Genomic DNA, 17,553 nt, shown 5'->3' on the forward strand with positions numbered 1-17,553 from the left:
AAAGCACCTATAATTTTGCGCCAAAGACGGCGTTATTTTCGTTATGTGATACAGCGGGGAATACCATGTACTCCCCGTATTCCCTGTCAGTACCGGACACAGACTCACGGGCGCTGTAGCAGATCAGCTCCCCTTCATCCCAACCGGCATTGATAAACAGTTTCAGTGTCGTCATGACCTCGTACTGGTAACGGCGACAGGTTCGCCCGTACTGGCGGATAATCTGGATCATCAGCTCAGTATTCGCCGCCAGCTGACTGTCAGAGACGCGAACCGTGATAATGTCCCAGTCAATACCAGGCTGACGCTCGACCAGCTCCACATACCCGATGCCGAGTCGCTCGAAAATCGCGATAAACCCCGCAACCGACCCGGCATCACGGGCATTAACAAAGGCATACGCCACACGTTTACGGAACAACGCCAGCGGCTCATGTTTAAACCGGGTGATATCCCTGTCCCACGCCAGCAGGTTCAGCAGTGACTCATTGCAGGTCAGCGGATCAAACTGGTTAACTGGCCAGGTGATCCAGCCATATACCCGCGCCCAGAATCGCCGGGCGGCGGCAAGCAGCTTTTTCGGCTCCCCTTCGTTCATCCAGAACGGCAGCGCCAGTGACGCCAGCTTTTTCAGAAAATCAGGCATCCTTCAGCTCCACGGTCAGACTGGACAAACGCGGGACATTCAGATCGCTGACGATATCGGTCAGCGAAAACGCCAGAGAGTCGATCACGGCGTAGGTTTTGTGCAACTCCCGCCCGAGGTTTGAAAATGAAAACCGGTCATACGGCCAGGTACGTTTCACGTCAAAATCACTGTTTTCCCGGAACGCGCTGCGGATCAGGTTTTCAACGCCCGATTGCAGGGCGGTGTATTCATCCACAGCAAGATTTGCCAGGTTCTCCACGTACACGGTCACAGTCAGCTGATGCAGGGTTTCCGGCAGGGGAAAACACTGCATATCATCGCCATGCCCGTGGTGGCCCTGCCCGGTGATATGCTCATTCACCGCGTCAATAAAGGGTTGCGAAATGACCCCCGTATCCAGCAGCAGATAAGCGTTTGCCGTACCCGGCCCCCGCGGCGCGTCATGCTCAAAATAAATGCGGTCAATACTCAGCCCAGCCACGCTGGCAATCATTGAGCGGTAAACAGCATCGGTGTGGTAATTACCCACCAGGTTGAACTGGTTCCGGCAGCGTTCGCGCAGCTCGTCATCGCTCTCTTCATCCGCGCCCGGTGTGGTCAGCCAGTCATCCTCATTGACCACCCGGCTGATGCCCGCCACGGCCACAGGCAAAATACGGTAATAGCCCGGCGCAAGGTTCCAGGCGCCGCCCGTGGCGGAAGCAGTTACCGGGATCAGGGCGCTGGCCATATCGGCGGTAATGGTAAAGTCCGCCGTAGTGGCCAGCTCGTACACCACCCCGTTAATGCGCTCAGTCTGGATACGCGTTCCCGCCTTCACCGTGACCACGGCGCGGGCATCCATTTTGTAAAAACGAATGACGCCCTGGGCGGCAACAGCGGGTTTCGGCGTCACGTTCACCGCCCACGCCAGCAGTCGCAGCAGCTGACCGGATGCCGTGGCCACGAACATGTTCGCCAGCACCGTGGATACCAGGACGTCCTTGAGCCACAGAACGGGCGTGGTCACGATGGCAGTGATCAGCCGCCAGAAGGGCGACATGCGGGAGGTATTGGTAATCAGCCCCTCTTCTGCCGCGATGGCGTTGAACTGCGTGCGCAGCTCCTCCGCCGTGGTCGGCATTCCGCTTTTCTTCACCACTTCGTTAAAATCAACATCCGGCTTCGTTGTCATAATTCCGCCCTAACCGATACCGAACCAAAATCCCATGTACCCGCAGTGATCCACAGGCGCTTTGCGCTTTCCTCTGTGATCACCACCGTTCCCGGCTCTATTCGCTCATCGCTTTCAATAAGTAATTCCAGCCGGGTTAAAATATCTCCGCGCATGGTCGGACTGCGCTCAGCAATTAATTCAGTAGCAAGACCGCTTTCGAGAATTGAATGCACAATGTCCTGCCCGATACTTTGTTTGTTATTGCAAAGCACAGGCTCATTACCGGAGTTAAGAACGAAATTCCGACCCTCAATCAGTAAATCAATATATAAAAGTTCACTCATTGCAGTTCGCTCCATTCCGCAAGTTGTCCCGGCGTCATTGCTTCCTTCGGATAAATATTTACCTGTCCGTAATGTTTGCTCTGGTCAGTCACTGATTTAGCGTTGCTGTTAATGGTTTTGCTGATACCACCTTTATCAACACCCGTTAGATTCCCGCCCGTGGATAATGTATTTTGCGTTAATGGCTGCTCGCTATTGCCTCCGGCAAGCGAAATATCCACGCCCGGAATTTTATTCAGCTTTTCTACAATCCAGTTCCATGAGTTTAAAAACGTGGCTTTGATGGTATTCCAGACATTGTCGAATAAGCCGACAATGCCGCTTGCCATACCCGTCAGTGAATCCAGCGGAGAAAAACCGGTAAGCAGAGCCACAAAACTGTTCCAGCCATCGGCGATTGACTGCCATGCACTCTGGAACACTCCAGCCACCCAGATCACGGCTTCGGCAAGCACCTTAAACGCCGCGGTATTCATCACTGCCGCTTTGATGGCTTCCCAGTTCTTAACCAGCAACCAGCACCCGGCAACCAGCAGGGCAATCGCGCCGATGATCAGCAGTACCGGCCAGCTCATCAGGTTGATGCCGATCCCGGCCATTACCGCCGCCATGCGTACGGCAAGCAGGGCACCGCGCAGAACGGCCAGCCCGGCATTCCACACGGCGACGGCCTTTGTGGACAACCAGACTGCGGCGGTGTAAAGCTTCGTCACTGACGTCAGCGCCGCCCAGATCCCGCGCAGCCCGGTCATCACGAAGAACGACACCCCCATAACAACATTCGCCAGGGCCCCGGCTGCGGCCATGCTTAACACCGCAAGCGTCACATACCCCACGACGCGGGCGATATTCGGGAACATCTGCATCCACTTCACGAAGGTGGCACCCATATCGGCCAGCTTATTCAGCAGCGGATACAGCACGGGCAGCAGCGTCAGGCCAATCACGGTCTGCGCGGCATTCAGGATGGCCACAAACCTGTCCCACGGCTTGACCATTTTCGCGGCCATTTCCTGGGTACGTTTCAGACCGTCAGAACCGCCCAGCTCAGTGATGTTGCGCTGCAGCGAATCAATATTGCCGTAGAGCTGCTTCACCACCGCCGAACTGTCACCGAAGGCGTCATCCAGCTCTTTTTGCGCCTTAAGGTTGCCCTCCAGGCTCTTTCCGTATTTGCCCTGCAACTTGATGAGCATGTCCGGCATCGAGAGCATATTTCCCTGCGCGTCCTTAAAGGACAGCCCCAGCTTTTTAGCACCTTCCACCGCGCTGTTCATAAACGACTCATAGGCACCGCTGGCCTCAGATCCCAGGCTGCGGCTCAGTTGCCCCAGCACGGCCAGCTGCTCATCGATCCCGATATTGAAGTTATTCCCGACACCGCGCGCGCCTTCCATCAGGTCTTTAATCGCGCCCATTTCCACGCCGAACCGCTGGCGCATCACCGTCATTTTTCCTGCCAGCTGCTCGGCAAACTGCACCTTGCCCAGGCGGTCAGCGTCGCTTTTAAAGTTGGCGAACATCTGCCCCATAAACTCAGAGGTATCCTGAGAGGTGGCTTTCATCGCAAAGGCCAGGGTATTGGCGACCTTGGTCATCTTCGGCAGCTCTTTCGCCGTCAGACCGTCAATTGCTCCGTTAATCTGCGCCGTAGAGTTGACGAACTCGACGGCGCTTGCCCCATAAGTGGCGCTGAACAGCAGCGCATCACGCCGGACAGATTCTAGCGCCGTACTGTCGATACCCCGCGCCGAGGCCTCATTAAGCGCATCAAACATTTCAATAGCCGGGGACAGTGCGCCGCGCACGGTCTGCGCGACGCCCCACGTGGCCAGCGCGCCCACGCCAATACGTTTAAACGCATCCTTTGATTTATCTGCAAAATCCGTCACCGACGTCTGCGCCTGTTTTAACGGGCGCGTTAATTTGTCGATCAGGCTTAATGTAAAATCCAGTTGTCTCATTATGAGCCTTTAAACGCGGTTCCAATTCCATTAGCCACCGCTACTTTCATATTTTCCCAGTAGCGGTTATCGAGCCAGACGGCAGCGGCGATATCATCAATATTATCTTCCCCGTTGGGGAGGTAATGGCGGCGTAATATTACGTACTGGCTGAGTCCATTTGATTCAATCGCATGGACTCGCGCTGTTAGTTTTTTACTTCGATTTCCAGTTCAGGCGCGTAAATTTCATTTACTTTCGCAACCAGCTGCAGCGGCACGCCCGGACGGGTAATAAAGTCTTCCAGCGCCGTTTTACTTTCCGTTGCCACGATACGTTTTAAATAACTGACAGCCGGGGCGACTTTGTTATCCATCGACATATCATTAATGAACTTGTTATAGGCGGTCACGTTTGGCTCAAATACCAGCTCAACACCTGCAATAGCTAATTTAATTTTCTCGCTCATTTATTTTTTCTCTCTGGTTAATTTCATCCACGAGCGTGTTATGTCGCGCCGCGCAGACGGAATATAAATTTTGATAGTTAAGTAATGCCCCGGCGACCAATGCCCCGGTGACTCCCTCAAGGCGCGGCAGTTCCTCCGGGCACTTTGTTTTGAGGTTTTCCTGATAGGGCACGCCCGGCTCTGGCTGCGGCTTCGTTGAACATGCTGACAAACTCGTCAGACACGCACACGTTAGTAAAAACCGGCTTAACCATTTCGGTGCGAATTTCACGCGGCTGCGCATTGGCCAGCGCCTCCAGTTTGTTTTCAAGACTGCGCGCTGACTCACTGGCAATGGTCTGCGTGGTGGCGCGGGTTTTGTTTGCCGCAGCCGTTGCTGCCGTAGTGATCGATAACTCCAGGCTGTCACGTCGCCAGTCAGCGGTAAGCCAGCCCCAGGCGAACGCCACTGCAACCAAAATCAACCACTGACCAGTTGTCATCAGCGCACCCCGTTGTGTTCCAGGCTGAAATGGTTGCCGTCCGGGTTGGACTTGAAGCGCCCGCCCCAGCTGCCGCCCAGCGACTCCCAGTATTCACCCAGCGGCAGATACGCTTCGCTCTTGTCCTGGTACTGGCCGTTAATGAACAGGTTAAAATCTACGGCCAGACGCTGGGTGTGCAGGCTGTTCGCGATCCCGCTGCCCTTCTTCGCATTCAGCGCCGCCTGTTCCGGCGTGCGGTATGCCTCGCCATACGTCAGACGGTAGCCGTGGGTTTCAGCCCACAGCACCAGATTGGCCACCATGATGGTGAACAGCTGCTGTTTTTCGCTCAGTGTCATTGTGCTTCGCTCCCTTCCTTTTTCCCGGCTGCGCGACGGCGCAACCACAATTCAACTGCCTGATAACCCGCAATACCCAGCGCCGCCCCCACCCCCTGAATGGCCAGGGGATTGGCGTTCGGGATTTGAATCAGTACCGCTCCGGCCATCACCGACACAAAGCTGCCAAGGATCACGCGCCCCGCAAAATGGCGCAGCGTGATGGGGTCATCACCAGACAGCACCTTGCCGATGGCAATCAGGGCTCCGATTAACAGCAGTGAAAGGAGGCTTTTTTCATGTTCCTGCATGGGGTGCCTTAACCGATCAGGTTTTCCGTGGCTTCCGCTTCCAGGTACGGGATGCCGTCAATGTTGATAAAACGCGGGTCAGTCACGACAAACTTAAATTTGCGTGTGGATACCGCGCCCCCTTTGGGGTCGATATTCAGGAGGCTGGAGAGATTCAGCTTGCAGCCGAACGCCTCAACCTTGATTTCTTCATCGCCCGCTTTTGCGTAGAACAGGAGATCGAGCGGCGGGATACCGCGCCATGATCCGTTCTGCTGCGCACGCGCCTTGAGCACCGCAACGGCTTTTGTTGCCAGCTCAAGCTCACCCTCTGCCGTCACGTCACCATCAACGTAACCGTCCGGCACGCCGTGCGTGGTGGCCGCTGTCGTGTTGTCGGTAATGTCCAGGGTACACGCCTCAACGTGTACCAGATCGCCGTCCACATAGACGTCAAAGGACATACCTGAAATACGTTTGCTCATGCGCTGGTCTCCGTGTTCTGGTCAAGCAGCAGGCTGATCGTGATTTGCAGCGGCACTTCATACGTGCGAACCACGATGTAAATCTCGACGTGCTTTTTCGTTTTCCAGACGATCTGCACATCCCCGTCCTGCGGTGGCTTCGTTTCGCCAGGGAACAACACCCCGTTAATCTCAGCGGCTTTCGACATTTCCCGCAGCGGGCGCGCAAACAGCGTCTGGTGCGCGGCGATACTGCCCGGCGTGCTGTTCAGCGAACGATCCCCGATTTTGCCGATGGCCAGCAGACGAACCCGGCGCGCCGCCTTATCAGCAATACGTACCGTTTCAATCGACTGGTAATCACCGCCCTCAACGTCCAGCGTGCGCCCGTCAGACCAGTAAATGCCGTCGTAATCGGGATACCACATCGCCACGCTGAAACGCTGCGATTCCAGCGCCTGCAGCGTCGCAATCTCAATCGTCTTACCCGTGCCATCCTTCGGCAGATCGTCACTGCCCAGACTCAGCAGCGCCCCGGTTTTTACGCGCGCCGGGCTGTCAGCAATAGTGACAGCACGGTTACACAGCCGCCCGGCCAGCACGCCCGGCTCGTTGCCCCAGATACGGGGAACCAGCTGCACCGCCTTTTCTGCAATGCCCGCCTGTAGCGCCGAGAGTCGCGCCAGATATTCCGCCTGGTCTTCATCAGACTGGAAGCCTTCGACGGCCAGCGCGAACCACACCCAGCGGCCAAACTTCGCAATCAGGTTTGAGCGCAGCGTGGCGGCATCGTTGATCGTTGCCTTCTCACTGACGTCATCGCAGAGCACGACACCTTCAACCGAACAGGAAACCTGCGCCGCGATTACGGCATCCACCCAGTCTTTTTCCGCCGCGTCTTCCGGCAGGGCGTGAACAAACGCCCACCAGTTCTGCCCGGCGTTGGCCTGGGCTGCGATCAGATCGCTTTTCAGCGGCGAATCTTCCTCACCCAGCACGGCATCAAAATCCGTCTGCGCGTTCACCGCGATAGTTTTCCCGGTGTTGGTCGTACCTTTCCCGATAAACAGCGCCGCGCGTTCGACTTCCGTCACCTCGCCCAGCAACTGATTTACCTGGTTCACATCCACTAACGGCCAGGTCATGAATTACCCCTTATGTCCTACGCGTTCACGTCCCAGCCAAAGCCGATGGCCTGCAGCTGGCGCGCCAGCGCCTTGTTAAATTCTTCATCGCTCATGCCGAGGAAGGCACGGGCGGGTAGATCAATCGTCCAGCTGTTTTTCACCGTTTTGCCGAGCAGCTTGCGGATCAGCAATCCGGCCTGGTCGTAACTCATGGTTTCCATCAGCTGCTTGTACGTGGGCTTTACCATCCGCTTGCCCCGCTTCACCTGGTAGCCCAGTAACCGCAGTTTTTTGGCCTGCGACACCGTGGCCATCTTGCCGCTGTTACTCCCCCGTGCCCCGCTGCTGCGGTTAATGCGCATCGTCATGCCGTTCTGCTGCGCGTACCCCACTACCCCGGCCGGAACCGGTGATTCACCGTTGCGGTATCCACCGCCCTGCAGGTACACCCGGACGGCGGCGATTTCCGGCATTTCCCGGATGTGCAGCAGCTTCGGCATATTGCGCAGCATCTTCCCCCTGCGCTTTGTCCTGCGCCCTGGCCACGGCTGGCCATCCGGTGACTGCTGGTTACGGACGTTGCGCTTAGCCGCGGCAATCAGTCCGTATTTCGCCAGACGCCACAGCAACCGCTGGCGCTTTTTCGGCGGCAGTTCCAGGCTGGCCAGCGCCTGCCGCAGTTCGGCCAGCTGCTTTTTATTCAGCTCACCGCCCGCAAACATCAGGCGTCACCCACAGGTGCGCCAGCGGGATCGGTACTGAATACCGTCGCACTGAATGCCGTCAGCACCTCCGGGTCAACGAGTGACCAGCGTTCACCTCGCCACGGGACAGCGCCGTTTTCGTCCTGGCGGATCACCAGTTCTTCAATCAGCGGCATGGTCAGCACCACCACGGCGGTTTCCTCATCCTCCGGGGATACATCCCAGTCCGGTTCGGCATCCGTGATACCCAGCTCATCCATCACGGTGCTGCCGTAGTCATCCAGCCAGGCCTCCATCAGCGAAACCAGCAGCTGCGGCGGGCAAAGCCGGTACGGGAAACGCTCCCAAGCCAGCTGCGCGCTGTAGCGAATCACCGCCTGTCGGTACTGCCCCAGCCCCAAATCTTTTGCGGCCGGAATAATGCGCATTTCATCAATCAGGCTGGTAAAGCCCTGCATGGCACGCTCAGGCACATTTGCCCGGAAAAAGGCGGTCAGTGATTCCAGCTGTGTTTCACTCATACCTTGCTCACCGTTACCCGTTTCAGCCCTTTCATCAGCCGGATGGTGACGGAGGATTCCGCCAGTAACCCGGCGCGGGTTTCCTCGCTCTCCTGCCCCGGATGGCTGTCACGTCGCCCGATGGTGGCGAACTCTCCCAGCAAATCGGCCTTAGCGCGGGCAAACACCGCTTTGGTGTACTGCGCACAAAGCCCGTTAATCCCGCCCAGGCTGACGCCGGGCACACTGGCCGCCGTCGCATGACCTGCCGCCCGGTGCTTTTCCTCCACAGAGGCCAGCCCCGCATTCACTTCCGTTACCGCCGCCAGTAATGCCTGGCCAACGGTTCCCGCGTCCATATCGGGCGGAATGGCGCGCGCCGCCTGAAAATCTTTCAGGTTCAGATCCGGCCAGAAACCGTTATTGGTCAACGGCTCATTGTTGTAGTAGATCGGATTCCCGCTAAACATGGCTCCCCCGAAAAAGGCGGGCTGACCGGAGTCCACGGCACAAAGCACATCGTGCGTTGCCCTCATCCGCGCCCGCCCGGCTTGCGGTAGTCGTTATTGTTCTTTTGCCAGGCTGCGCAGGCGCGCGGCAATCTGGTTGCGCATCGTCCCCACGCCCACCCGCTTATAAAGTTTCTCCGCCGTCGCCAGCAGCACAGCGGCTTTTTCCAGCGTTTCCGCGTCCTCCACTGCCGTGGCGCGGGGCTGGCCACTGTCATCACGCAGCAGCAGCAGCCCGGCGAACTTGAACCACTTCGCGGTGATTTCTTCGTGCAGCCGCCAGCGCGTGGTGACGTTCTCAAAGGTGCGGGAGAAATACGGCTCGATACTTTCCCCCGCTGCCGCCGTGCTTTCCGCCCAGGCCATGACCGTATCGGCCACGAATGCCGGGAAGGTGCTGCGGATGTTGTCTGGCGTCGGTTGCTGCTGCGCAATGGCGATATCTGCCAGCTCCAGTGCCTTATCCAGATCCCCGGCATCAAACAGCCAGATCACGCACCAGGCAAAGACCGGGTGTGCAAACACGCTGCCACTGTCCAGATACGCCGTTACTGTCGGCATCCACTTCGGCAGCAGCACGTCACGCTTATACGCAACCCGGTCGGAAATCGTCGGCAGGGTACGAAGCCAGGCAACATCCTGATTCAGCGCCTGGATTTGCACATGCAGACTGTCGAGGCTTTCGACGGCCTGACGGCGCTCCAGCTGCTTTTGTACGGCAATCTTCTGGTTGTGGCGTTGCGCAGGTGACAGTGCCATTTATCAGCCCTCCGAAGGCTCGGCCAGCTCACCGATGGTTACGGCGGTTTCGTCAATGGCCGCGTACAGCTCCGGCACTTCGACGGCATAACCTTCGTTTCGCAGGTATTTGTTTTCGTACTGCTTACGGTCATCCACGAACTCAGCTTTACGCTGGCGCGTATTGCGCTGGGTGTAGATATGCAGGTTAGGTAGCATGGTCACGACCATACGTTTACCCGGCATGAACGGTGGCACCATTGCAGGACGCCCGGCGATGGTGTTGCCCAGCATCTGCGCGGCGATTTTTTCCGTTGGCTTGTCAGCGCCCTGGTACAGGCGGAACTGCTCAGCCGCCACCAGGTCAGCGCCAGCCAGCACCACCAGACGCGGGTCAGTACGGAACTGCTGCGGGATTTTGGTATTGATGAGGTCGGACGCCATCGCATCCAGGGAACGGTAATCACCCTGCTCATCCAGCGTGACCGGATCGGTGATGATTTGCTTGCCGCTATCCCACTCTTTCATGATGGCGTGCCAGCCTTTGTTTACGTCTTCACCGTTAGGGTTTTCTTCGTAATTTGTCGTTTTTTCGACGCTTTTACCGTTAAAGCCAATACGCAGCATATCCAGCGCAAAGGCCTGGTTAGAGAAGGTCTGTACCAGCTGGAAAAACTCATCTTCGGTCTTGCCAGAGTTAGCCCAGACAGAAAGCAGATCCCAGCGCAGCGCCGCACAGGAGTCGGTTTCAACCAGCTTATAGTCGTTACCGTCCACACCCACACGGCGGGTAAAGCGCCCGGACTCACTGCGCCCGGTATACAGACCGGATGCACCCACGTTAATCACCTGGCCGGAAAGCTGATCCACGTCCAGGCAGGTAATCATGTTGAGAAGCTCAACAGATTCCAGCAGAGCCAGGCGCAATGCAGTTTCTTTCGGGTCGGTCATGGCAAAATAACGTTCGGTATCAGCAACGCCGTAATCCTTCGCCATGCCCGCGCAAAACGCATTCATCAACTGGCGCGCACGTTCATTTAAATACATAGATATTCCCCGCGTTGACGCGATTAATAATGAAAAGGTTTATTTAAAAGCGATTAAAGGAACTTGAATCCTTTACCTTTATTTTTATCGCCGAACTGACGCTGCGGCATTGTGGTTACTTTTTTATCCAGCTTACTGAAATTTGCCAGAATGGTTGGCAGGCTATCGCGCAGGCTGGCAAATTCTTCGGTATCGACCACTTCCGCAATGGTTTCAATATCGCCCTGCGCCGCTGCAATTTGCTCTTCGACTTTTGACAGACGTTCTTCAATACCATTAAGCGCCTCTGCCAGAGCCTGTAATTTATCGTCACTGGTCGGATCGTCGCCCGGCACTTCTTCAAACTTTTTCTTAGGTTCAATATTGAACAGCTTTTGCCACGGAGTTTTCATTTTCGTTTCCTGCGTAATTTTTCCATCAGAGGACATTGCGCATGCGTAATATCCCTGTTTCGTTAACTTGCGTTTTTCTGAAAAACGCAGACGTGTAGTGCCAACACTTGCCGGGCGGTCAGTCACCGCCAGCCCCTTGAGATACGTCCGGCCGCTGCCGCGCCAGTTCTCTTCCGGTTCAATGGAGAAATAGACCATCTGGCCTTCGCGGTTCGCATGGATCAGGTTCAGATTAGGGGTGAGCTTTGCGTATAACCGGGCAAGTCCGTCCTCTCCGTCCTGCCACATGGCCGCTGCAACTTCGCCACAATTTCCCCAGTCCCGTGAATGCTCAGGCCAAATCATTGCGCCGTAGTGTTCAGCGTTATAGGTTTCCCCCATATCAATGATCCACTCGCGATAAATCTGCCGCTCATCGACCGTATCCCCTTCGGTGGCAATACACAGCCAGTCAGTTTTTAAATGGGACATATTCCCTCGCCTCGCCGTAATTGCCAGATGATTATTGCGAATAAATAACCGGGCATCATCCAGATTAATTCTGGTCAGTTCGGATAAGCGGTTATAAACGAACACCTGCGAATTAAAGCCACCGTTTTTTATAATCAGCCACGGCATAATTAAATCTATGGCTAAATATTCCGAAGAATTAAGAGGCGTTGCCCGCGCACTTTATCTGCGCCGTGCCACTCCTAAAGAAATTGCTGTTGATTTAAATCTGCCGAATGCGCGGATCATTTACTACTGGGCGGAGAAATACCAATGGGCTGACCTGCTGAGCCATGAAAGCACCGAGGAAGCGATCGAGCGCCGCTACCAGCTGCTTGCCGGGCGAAACGAGAAGACCGATCTCGAACTTAAAGAAATGGACATGCTGATTGCTCACGCCACGAAGCTGCGCGCCCAGAGTAATAAGCACAAAGAGAAGCTGGCAGAAAGCCAGGGTAAACGCCGCGACCAGGGCGGCGGCGATGAGGACGACGACCAGCCACGGAAAAAGCGCCAGTACAGAAAGAACGACATTTCGGGGTTGACGCAGGAGGATTTCGACGCGTTTGCAGAAGAAAACCTGTTCGGCTATCAGAAGCATTTGCGCCTGAATATCGCCCAGCAAATCCGCAATATCCTGAAAAGCCGCCAGATCGGGGCGACCTGGTATTTCGCCTATGAGGCGTTTGAAAATGCCGTTATGACGGGCGATCCGCAAATCTTCCTGTCAGCGTCACGCCCGCAGGCCGAGGTGTTCCGCAGCTATATCGTCAACATTGCGCAGCAGTATTTTGGCATCACCCTGACAGGCAACCCGATCCGCCTGAGCAACGGCGCAGAGCTGCGCTTCCTCTCCACCAATAAAAACACCGCGCAGTCCTACAGCGGCCACCTGTACTGTGATGAATATTTCTGGGTGCCGAACTTTGCGAAGCTGAACGAAGTCGCTTCCGCAATGGCCACCCACGACAAATGGCGCACCACCTACTTTTCCACGCCATCTGCCAAAACTCACCAGGCGTACCCGTTCTGGACGGGCGAAGAGTGGAAACAGGGCAGCAAGAAACGCGCCCACGTGCCGTTCCCGACGTTCGACGAACTGCGCGACGGTGGCCGCTCCTGCCCCGATGGTCAGTGGCGCTACGTCATCACGCTGGAAGATGCGATCAACGGCGGGTTTAACCTGGCAAGCATTGACCGCCTGCGCAACCGGTACAACGAAACCACATTCAGCATGCTGTATATGTGCGTATTCGTTGACAGCAAAGACAGCGTTTTCAGGTTCTCCGACCTGGAAGCCTGCGCCGTGGAAACGGACACCTGGCAGGATCACAACCCGGACGCTGCCCGGCCATTTGGTGATCGCCCGGTCTGGGGCGGATTCGACCCGGCGCGCAGCGGCGACCTGTCGTGTTTCGTCATCGTTGCCCCACCCATTCTGGCACCGGAGAAATACCGCGTGCTGCGGGTGTTCAGCTGGAAAGGCATGAACTTCCGCTGGCAGGCCAAGCAGATCGAGAAGCTGTTCCAGCAGTACAACTTCACCTATATCGGCGTGGACGTTACCGGGATAGGCCAGGGGGTTTTTGAGAATATCCAGCACTTCGCCCTGCGCGTGGCCAAACCGATTCGCTATGACCGCAACACCAAAGACCAGCTGGTACTTAAAGCCTGCGACGTGGTGGAGAGCAGCCGCATTGAGTGGGACAAAGACCAGAAAGAGATCCCGGCCAGTTTTATGGCCATTCGACGCACCAGTACGCAGAGCGGGAATGCCATGACCTTTGTCGCAGACCGCACGCAGGAAACCGGACACGCCGAAGCGTTCTGGGCGATCACTCACGCCCTGCATAACGAACCGCTCAACTATGAGAACAAGCCAAAATCCAAATGGGGGCTTAAGAAAGCAGCATGACCAGAAAGAAAAAATATGCCGGGCAACGCGACAAAAGCACACCGCAGCCCACCAAAAAAATGAGCGTTCTGCGCTTTGGCAAGCCGGAACCGGTTCTGACTACCGGCACGGACTACAGCGATGTGTGGTACGACAACGAGGCGAACCATTACACACTTCCCATTGACCGCCTGGCGCTGGCGCAGCTGATTAACCTGAATGGCCAGCACGGCGGCATCATTCATGCGCGCAAGAATCTGGTGATGAGCGACTATCAGGGCGGTGGGCTTAGCCGCGACGAAATGGAAGCTGCCGTGTTTGATTTCATCACGTTTGGCGACGTGGGCTTTGTGAAAATCCGCAATGGCTGGGGCGAGGTTGAATCCATCGCCCCGATGCCCGGCCTGTACACCCGCCGCCGCAAAACAGGGGAATTTGCCGTACTGCAGCAGGGCGAACCGCTGATTTATCAGCCGGATGACGTCATTTTTATGCGGATGTACGATCCGCAGCAGCACATCTATGGTCTGCCGGACTACATCGGCGGCATCCACTCCGCACTGCTCAACAGCGAAGCGGTTATCTTCCGCCGCCGCTACTACCATAACGGCGCACACACGGGGGGCATTCTCTACACCCGTGACCCGAGCATGACCGATGAGGTGGAAGAAGAGATTGAACGCCAGCTGCGTGACAGCAAAGGGATCGGGAACTTCTCAACCATCCTAGTGAACATTCCAGGCGGTGATAAAGAGGGTGTGCAGTTCATCCAGATGGGGGATATTTCAGCTAAGGATGAGTTTGCCAGCGTGAAGAACATCAGCGCCCAGGACATTCTCAACGCCCACCGTTTCCCGGCCGGGCTGGCCGGCCAGATCGCGCAGAACGCCGGAGGGCTGGGCGACCCGGAAAAGGCCGAACTGATTTACAAACGCAGCGAGGTTATCCCGCTGCAACGTCGGTTTATGGAGGCGATCAACAGCGACAAGGAAATCCCGCTAAATCTGCGGCTTAATTTTGCTAACGGAACGGGAAACGGTGCGGCATGAGGAAAAACAGTTTAAAATCCAGGCATCCGAAATCGTTTGGAGCATGGAAAGTGCGAGTATTGAAAATTGAATGCCCCGACTGCGGTTCTAAGGCGATAATCAAAAAAACGAACAGAAAGCACAGGGAAATTGCTGATATTTATTGCGCTTGCGCTGATGTAGAGTGTGGCCACACTTTTGTGATGAACCTGACGTTCTCCCATACGCTCAGCCCAAGCGCAAAATCGGGTGATGCTATGTTACAGCAGCTAATCAGCAAACTGTCACCACAGCAAAAGCAAATGACACTGGACCTACTGAAAACCGCTTCCAACTGAGCCCCCGACGAGGGGCTTTTTTATTTCTTTGCTAATTTCTCCAGCCCATTCACCGATCAACACCAACGCAATTTGCTGTTCCCGACGAGTCACATTCTCAATCAATGCAACCTTCGTTAATAACTCTATAAATTCGGCACGTGCTGCAACTTCTACTAGCTCCATCAGCTTACCCCTGCAGAAATAACTGTATAAACATACAGTACACTCTAAAGCATCTTTTGTGAATAAAATTTTAGGCACGCTGTAAAGTTAAATTTTATTAACCAACGACTTACAATTTCTAACCCCAACCTGGCCACAGCTCTTCCTCTGGCTTTCTTCGCTTCTCTTGCAACCTTCCATGTCGGTAAATCAGTGCTGTAGCGCCAAAAATTAACCCACTACCGCGCAGAAGAATATCCACCTCTTCATCACTTCCAGCAAAACCACGCTGATTCAGTTCCAGCTTTAATCGCCTCCGGGTTCCACCCTCCGTACAGTTATTGACAGAACTCCAAGGGGCGGCGCTGCCGCCAGAAAAACCAGCCTCCGCTGGCGCTTCGGCCAACTTCGCAACCTTCTGCCACTTCATCAGACGTGTGCAAACCTCAGACTCAGGGATCAAAGGCGAATAGATACCCTGAACGCGCTGCACATCCTCCCCATACTCGTTGCCCTGCTCAGTGATTTCATATGCCAGGCGAACAACCAGATCACGACGGGCAACCAGCGCACCACCCTGCAACTGGGTATACGCAGCCCAGTCACCCACATCAGCAGCAGCAAGTACGGCATCCATCCGGCTGTCAGTCAGGCGCTGATCTCCCAGGCGGCGCAGTTCACGCCATACAGTCACCGGGGCACCACCAATTTGCTGGAACTGTCGAATACGCCAGCGGGACGCCCACGCAGAAACGGATTTAGCCATATCACGCAGGCTCTCCCCGGTTTCTTCATCCTGCTCGCCGTCCAGCGCAAAACCGTCGATGTTTTTGCTGATGTATTTGGCGATGTAGCCCGTGGCGCTGCCTTTCTCTGGATCGATAGGCTCAACGTGAAAACGCGCCTTTAGCGCGTTGAGTGATTGCAGTTCTTCGGAGTCAGCTGCACGGGCGTGATAGCAAAGAATATCGCGCACAGCATCGACGTCCTGCGGGCGCATGAACAGCAGCATGTGCCAGTGTGGTGTTCCATCGTGGTGAGGCTCTACCACCCGGAAACCAAAAACGTGAATGCCAGCACGGGAGATCGCTGCCCGGCATTTAGCCCAGACACCGCATAAATATTTCTGGGTATCCTGCGGATTACAGCCGTTCCACTGACCGACAAAGCCACCCTTGCTGTGTACCGCGTGGTAACGGGACGGCGCGGTGATGGTGTAAAACTCCCCAGCAAGCCCCTGCTCGTTGGCGATATCTTCAAAGCCGCGCATCCGCACCATCAGTTCACAGCGACGAATGGCCGGATTGGCCACGCTGCTGTAAACCATGTCTACGAGCGAAACACGATCCCCGTCCTCATTGATCAGGTCGAACTTTTTGAAGAACTCGGTATTACGCTTTTTCTGGTCTATCCATTCGCCCAGGGTTTTGCGTGAAACATACGCACTGGCCGTCTTCTGTACCTGCCCTACGGCAATGGCCAGATGTTCGCGCTGCAGATCCCGGGCACGCTTAAGGCGCAGATACCACCACTCTGGTGCCATCATTCGAAGGATGCCGGAATAGGCCTGACGCTCCGTCAACTTATCCGCTTTGAAGGAACCCCAGTAAGGGGCGGTGAAATTGATGGTCTGTACCAGCTCACCCAGGTGAACGAACGCCCGGCCAACACGCCGCGCAACCTCAGCATCATCCTTTGTGGCACCGTCGAGCGTTTCGCTAAAGTCGCAGAACGCCTGAGACAACCAGGAAGAAACACGCCCGGCCAGCTTTTTTAGCTCCGGGCGGTCAAGGGATGGCAGACGTGACAGTGATTTACCGAAGGGGAGATCGAGAGCATCACCGGCCAGTGCGTACCTGGCTGTAACTTTCCGCAGGCGTGGCAATACGTTCTGGCCGATAGTACGGCGCAGAAACGCATTGGCACGGCGACGGCCGTCTTTTCCATTAAAGATTTTTTCGTAGCGGTTGCCAAAATACCCGGCCAGCCAGTCGGGTATTTCGTGAAGGTATTGTGACCGGAAATCGTAATCATGAGGGTTAACAGCCCACAGGCGACGTTCTGTTATCGTCGCATCCGCTGGCGTGCCCGGCGCAAAGGTTTCACGCCGCCAGGCATTGACGGCGTGATGTTGACCATTAATATCCAGATCTAGGACTTCACTTAACTGGATGATTGACATGAAATCTCGCTACCTCAATGAAAATGAACGGCCACCCTACGACTTAGTAATAACCAAATGGTTGGCAGAGCAGGAAACAGATGTAAGCTCTATCCCTTACAAAATCGCCATGTGGCATGACGAGAGGCTCTATCGGTCATTAACCTGCTCAGGGATGGGTGAATACATAAAAGCTGCTAATTTTCTGGAGTCTCTTGGGCTAAAGAACCTTCTAGCTCCTGACGCCACATTTCGCGGATACGATGCTGTTTTTGTAACTCTTGAGGACTATAAAAAATCGCGTCCAGCTCGTTAGCTGCATTCTCAATACTGGTCTTGCTGGCGCACTTTAGAACAGCACAAGC

General features: G+C 55.6%; 23 protein-coding genes. 4 read left to right on the top strand and 19 right to left on the bottom strand.

Features of this window, described 5'->3' with window-relative positions; translation table 11 throughout:
• Positions 1–7: 7 nt before the first annotated feature.
• From C2U54_RS01290 to C2U54_RS01370, 17 genes are all read right to left on the bottom strand, one after another.
• Positions 8–646, bottom strand: a complete 639-nt coding sequence (locus tag C2U54_RS01290; protein WP_103177057.1) for a phage tail protein — start codon at positions 644–646, stop codon at positions 8–10.
• Positions 639–1,823 (bottom strand): baseplate J/gp47 family protein, encoded by a 1,185-nt coding sequence (locus C2U54_RS01295; RefSeq protein WP_103177058.1) that lies wholly within the window; start codon positions 1,821–1,823, stop codon positions 639–641. The genes C2U54_RS01290 and C2U54_RS01295 overlap by 8 nt, the downstream gene beginning before the upstream one ends.
• Positions 1,820–2,149 carry a DUF2590 family protein gene (locus C2U54_RS01300; RefSeq protein WP_047743729.1) on the bottom strand — a complete coding sequence of 110 codons (330 nt, stop codon included), beginning with the start codon at positions 2,147–2,149 and terminating at the stop codon, positions 1,820–1,822. Before C2U54_RS01300 ends, C2U54_RS01295 begins: the two co-directional genes overlap by 4 nt.
• Positions 2,146–4,113 (bottom strand): phage tail tape measure protein, encoded by a 1,968-nt coding sequence (locus C2U54_RS01305; RefSeq protein WP_103177059.1) that lies wholly within the window; start codon positions 4,111–4,113, stop codon positions 2,146–2,148. Before C2U54_RS01305 ends, C2U54_RS01300 begins: the two co-directional genes overlap by 4 nt.
• Entirely contained in the window at positions 4,113–4,283 is a 171-nt protein-coding gene (locus tag C2U54_RS28040) for a DUF6890 family protein (protein WP_442786162.1), read from the bottom strand. Before C2U54_RS28040 ends, C2U54_RS01305 begins: the two co-directional genes overlap by 1 nt.
• 17 nt (positions 4,284–4,300) lie before the next feature.
• Entirely contained in the window at positions 4,301–4,561 is a 261-nt protein-coding gene (locus tag C2U54_RS01310; protein WP_103177060.1) for a putative phage tail assembly chaperone, read from the bottom strand.
• A gap of 116 nt (positions 4,562–4,677) precedes the next feature.
• A complete protein-coding gene (locus tag C2U54_RS01320; protein ID WP_103177062.1) occupies positions 4,678–5,043 on the bottom strand; it encodes a hypothetical protein in 366 nt (121 codons plus the stop codon).
• Positions 5,043–5,384 (bottom strand): M15 family metallopeptidase, encoded by a 342-nt coding sequence (locus C2U54_RS01325; RefSeq protein WP_103177063.1) that lies wholly within the window; start codon positions 5,382–5,384, stop codon positions 5,043–5,045. Before C2U54_RS01325 ends, C2U54_RS01320 begins: the two co-directional genes overlap by 1 nt.
• A complete protein-coding gene (locus C2U54_RS01330; protein ID WP_103177064.1) occupies positions 5,381–5,674 on the bottom strand; it encodes a phage holin family protein in 294 nt (97 codons plus the stop codon). Before C2U54_RS01330 ends, C2U54_RS01325 begins: the two co-directional genes overlap by 4 nt.
• Positions 5,675–5,682: 8 nt before the next feature.
• Positions 5,683–6,138: a phage protein gene (locus C2U54_RS01335; RefSeq protein WP_047743718.1), complete on the bottom strand. Its 456-nt coding sequence runs from the start codon at positions 6,136–6,138 to the stop codon at positions 5,683–5,685.
• The gene (locus C2U54_RS01340) at positions 6,135–7,262 is read right to left on the bottom strand and encodes a DUF2586 domain-containing protein (RefSeq protein ID WP_103177065.1); all 1,128 of its coding nucleotides are present in this window, start codon (positions 7,260–7,262) and stop codon (positions 6,135–6,137) included. Before C2U54_RS01340 ends, C2U54_RS01335 begins: the two co-directional genes overlap by 4 nt.
• A gap of 17 nt (positions 7,263–7,279) precedes the next feature.
• Entirely contained in the window at positions 7,280–7,966 is a 687-nt protein-coding gene (locus C2U54_RS01345; RefSeq protein ID WP_103177066.1) for a phage virion morphogenesis protein, read from the bottom strand.
• Complete coding sequence (locus C2U54_RS01350) at positions 7,966–8,469, bottom strand: phage tail protein (RefSeq protein ID WP_103177067.1); 504 nt, start codon at positions 8,467–8,469, stop codon at positions 7,966–7,968. Before C2U54_RS01350 ends, C2U54_RS01345 begins: the two co-directional genes overlap by 1 nt.
• Complete coding sequence (locus C2U54_RS01355; protein ID WP_103177068.1) at positions 8,466–8,918, bottom strand: head completion/stabilization protein; 453 nt, start codon at positions 8,916–8,918, stop codon at positions 8,466–8,468. The genes C2U54_RS01350 and C2U54_RS01355 overlap by 4 nt, the downstream gene beginning before the upstream one ends.
• A 93-nt stretch (positions 8,919–9,011) precedes the next feature.
• On the bottom strand, positions 9,012–9,716 hold the full coding sequence (gene gpM, locus C2U54_RS01360; protein WP_103177069.1) for a phage terminase small subunit: 705 nt from the start codon (positions 9,714–9,716) through the stop codon (positions 9,012–9,014).
• 3 nt (positions 9,717–9,719) lie between these two features.
• A complete protein-coding gene (locus tag C2U54_RS01365; RefSeq protein ID WP_103177070.1) occupies positions 9,720–10,742 on the bottom strand; it encodes a phage major capsid protein, P2 family in 1,023 nt (340 codons plus the stop codon).
• Positions 10,743–10,795: 53 nt separating this feature from the next.
• Positions 10,796–11,605 (bottom strand): GPO family capsid scaffolding protein, encoded by an 810-nt coding sequence (locus C2U54_RS01370; protein ID WP_103180989.1) that lies wholly within the window; start codon positions 11,603–11,605, stop codon positions 10,796–10,798.
• 157 nt (positions 11,606–11,762) lie between these two features.
• Between C2U54_RS01370 and C2U54_RS01375 the strand changes: the two genes are divergently transcribed.
• From C2U54_RS01375 to C2U54_RS01385, 3 genes are read left to right on the top strand one after another with little or no spacing between them, the layout of a single operon-like run.
• A complete protein-coding gene (locus C2U54_RS01375; protein WP_103177071.1) occupies positions 11,763–13,538 on the top strand; it encodes a terminase large subunit domain-containing protein in 1,776 nt (591 codons plus the stop codon).
• A complete protein-coding gene (locus C2U54_RS01380) occupies positions 13,535–14,566 on the top strand; it encodes a phage portal protein (RefSeq protein WP_103177072.1) in 1,032 nt (343 codons plus the stop codon). The genes C2U54_RS01375 and C2U54_RS01380 overlap by 4 nt, the downstream gene beginning before the upstream one ends.
• Positions 14,563–14,883: an ogr/Delta-like zinc finger family protein gene (locus C2U54_RS01385; RefSeq protein WP_047743703.1), complete on the top strand. Its 321-nt coding sequence runs from the start codon at positions 14,563–14,565 to the stop codon at positions 14,881–14,883. Before C2U54_RS01380 ends, C2U54_RS01385 begins: the two co-directional genes overlap by 4 nt.
• On the opposite strand, the gene C2U54_RS01390 is transcribed toward C2U54_RS01385, so the two are convergent.
• Positions 14,860–15,048: a hypothetical protein gene (locus C2U54_RS01390; RefSeq protein WP_103177073.1), complete on the bottom strand. Its 189-nt coding sequence runs from the start codon at positions 15,046–15,048 to the stop codon at positions 14,860–14,862. The two genes, C2U54_RS01385 and C2U54_RS01390, sit on opposite strands and share 24 nt — an antisense overlap.
• A gap of 118 nt (positions 15,049–15,166) precedes the next feature.
• Positions 15,167–17,209 carry a replication endonuclease gene (locus C2U54_RS01395; RefSeq protein ID WP_103177074.1) on the bottom strand — a complete coding sequence of 681 codons (2,043 nt, stop codon included), beginning with the start codon at positions 17,207–17,209 and terminating at the stop codon, positions 15,167–15,169.
• Between C2U54_RS01395 and C2U54_RS01400 the strand changes: the two genes are divergently transcribed.
• Positions 17,208–17,504, top strand: coding sequence for a hypothetical protein (locus C2U54_RS01400; protein WP_103177075.1), 297 nt, complete (start codon positions 17,208–17,210; stop codon positions 17,502–17,504). The two genes, C2U54_RS01395 and C2U54_RS01400, sit on opposite strands and share 2 nt — an antisense overlap.
• Positions 17,505–17,553 lie beyond the last annotated feature (49 nt).

Origin of the sequence: Leclercia sp. LSNIH1 (genome assembly GCF_002902985.1) — a bacterium.
In the GTDB taxonomy this organism is placed as follows: Bacteria; Pseudomonadota; Gammaproteobacteria; order Enterobacterales; family Enterobacteriaceae; genus Enterobacter.

Coding starts and splice junctions, on each gene's coding strand:
- C2U54_RS01290 (WP_103177057.1), bottom strand. CDS start 646: ATGCCTGATTTTCTGAAAAAGCTGGCGTCACTGGCGCTGCCGTTCTGG.
- C2U54_RS01295 (WP_103177058.1), bottom strand. CDS start 1,823: ATGACAACGAAGCCGGATGTTGATTTTAACGAAGTGGTGAAGAAAAGC.
- C2U54_RS01300 (WP_047743729.1), bottom strand. CDS start 2,149: ATGAGTGAACTTTTATATATTGATTTACTGATTGAGGGTCGGAATTTC.
- C2U54_RS01305 (WP_103177059.1), bottom strand. CDS start 4,113: ATGAGACAACTGGATTTTACATTAAGCCTGATCGACAAATTAACGCGC.
- C2U54_RS01310 (WP_103177060.1), bottom strand. CDS start 4,561: ATGAGCGAGAAAATTAAATTAGCTATTGCAGGTGTTGAGCTGGTATTT.
- C2U54_RS01320 (WP_103177062.1), bottom strand. CDS start 5,043: ATGACAACTGGTCAGTGGTTGATTTTGGTTGCAGTGGCGTTCGCCTGG.
- C2U54_RS01325 (WP_103177063.1), bottom strand. CDS start 5,384: ATGACACTGAGCGAAAAACAGCAGCTGTTCACCATCATGGTGGCCAAT.
- C2U54_RS01330 (WP_103177064.1), bottom strand. CDS start 5,674: ATGCAGGAACATGAAAAAAGCCTCCTTTCACTGCTGTTAATCGGAGCC.
- C2U54_RS01335 (WP_047743718.1), bottom strand. CDS start 6,138: ATGAGCAAACGTATTTCAGGTATGTCCTTTGACGTCTATGTGGACGGC.
- C2U54_RS01340 (WP_103177065.1), bottom strand. CDS start 7,262: ATGACCTGGCCGTTAGTGGATGTGAACCAGGTAAATCAGTTGCTGGGC.
- C2U54_RS01345 (WP_103177066.1), bottom strand. CDS start 7,966: ATGTTTGCGGGCGGTGAGCTGAATAAAAAGCAGCTGGCCGAACTGCGG.
- C2U54_RS01350 (WP_103177067.1), bottom strand. CDS start 8,469: ATGAGTGAAACACAGCTGGAATCACTGACCGCCTTTTTCCGGGCAAAT.
- C2U54_RS01355 (WP_103177068.1), bottom strand. CDS start 8,918: ATGTTTAGCGGGAATCCGATCTACTACAACAATGAGCCGTTGACCAAT.
- gpM (WP_103177069.1), bottom strand. CDS start 9,716: ATGGCACTGTCACCTGCGCAACGCCACAACCAGAAGATTGCCGTACAA.
- C2U54_RS01365 (WP_103177070.1), bottom strand. CDS start 10,742: ATGTATTTAAATGAACGTGCGCGCCAGTTGATGAATGCGTTTTGCGCG.
- C2U54_RS01370 (WP_103180989.1), bottom strand. CDS start 11,605: ATGTCCCATTTAAAAACTGACTGGCTGTGTATTGCCACCGAAGGGGAT.
- C2U54_RS01375 (WP_103177071.1), top strand. CDS start 11,763: ATGGCTAAATATTCCGAAGAATTAAGAGGCGTTGCCCGCGCACTTTAT.
- C2U54_RS01380 (WP_103177072.1), top strand. CDS start 13,535: ATGACCAGAAAGAAAAAATATGCCGGGCAACGCGACAAAAGCACACCG.
- C2U54_RS01385 (WP_047743703.1), top strand. CDS start 14,563: ATGAGGAAAAACAGTTTAAAATCCAGGCATCCGAAATCGTTTGGAGCA.
- C2U54_RS01390 (WP_103177073.1), bottom strand. CDS start 15,048: ATGGAGCTAGTAGAAGTTGCAGCACGTGCCGAATTTATAGAGTTATTA.
- C2U54_RS01400 (WP_103177075.1), top strand. CDS start 17,208: ATGAAATCTCGCTACCTCAATGAAAATGAACGGCCACCCTACGACTTA.
- C2U54_RS01395 (WP_103177074.1), bottom strand. CDS start 17,209: ATGTCAATCATCCAGTTAAGTGAAGTCCTAGATCTGGATATTAATGGT.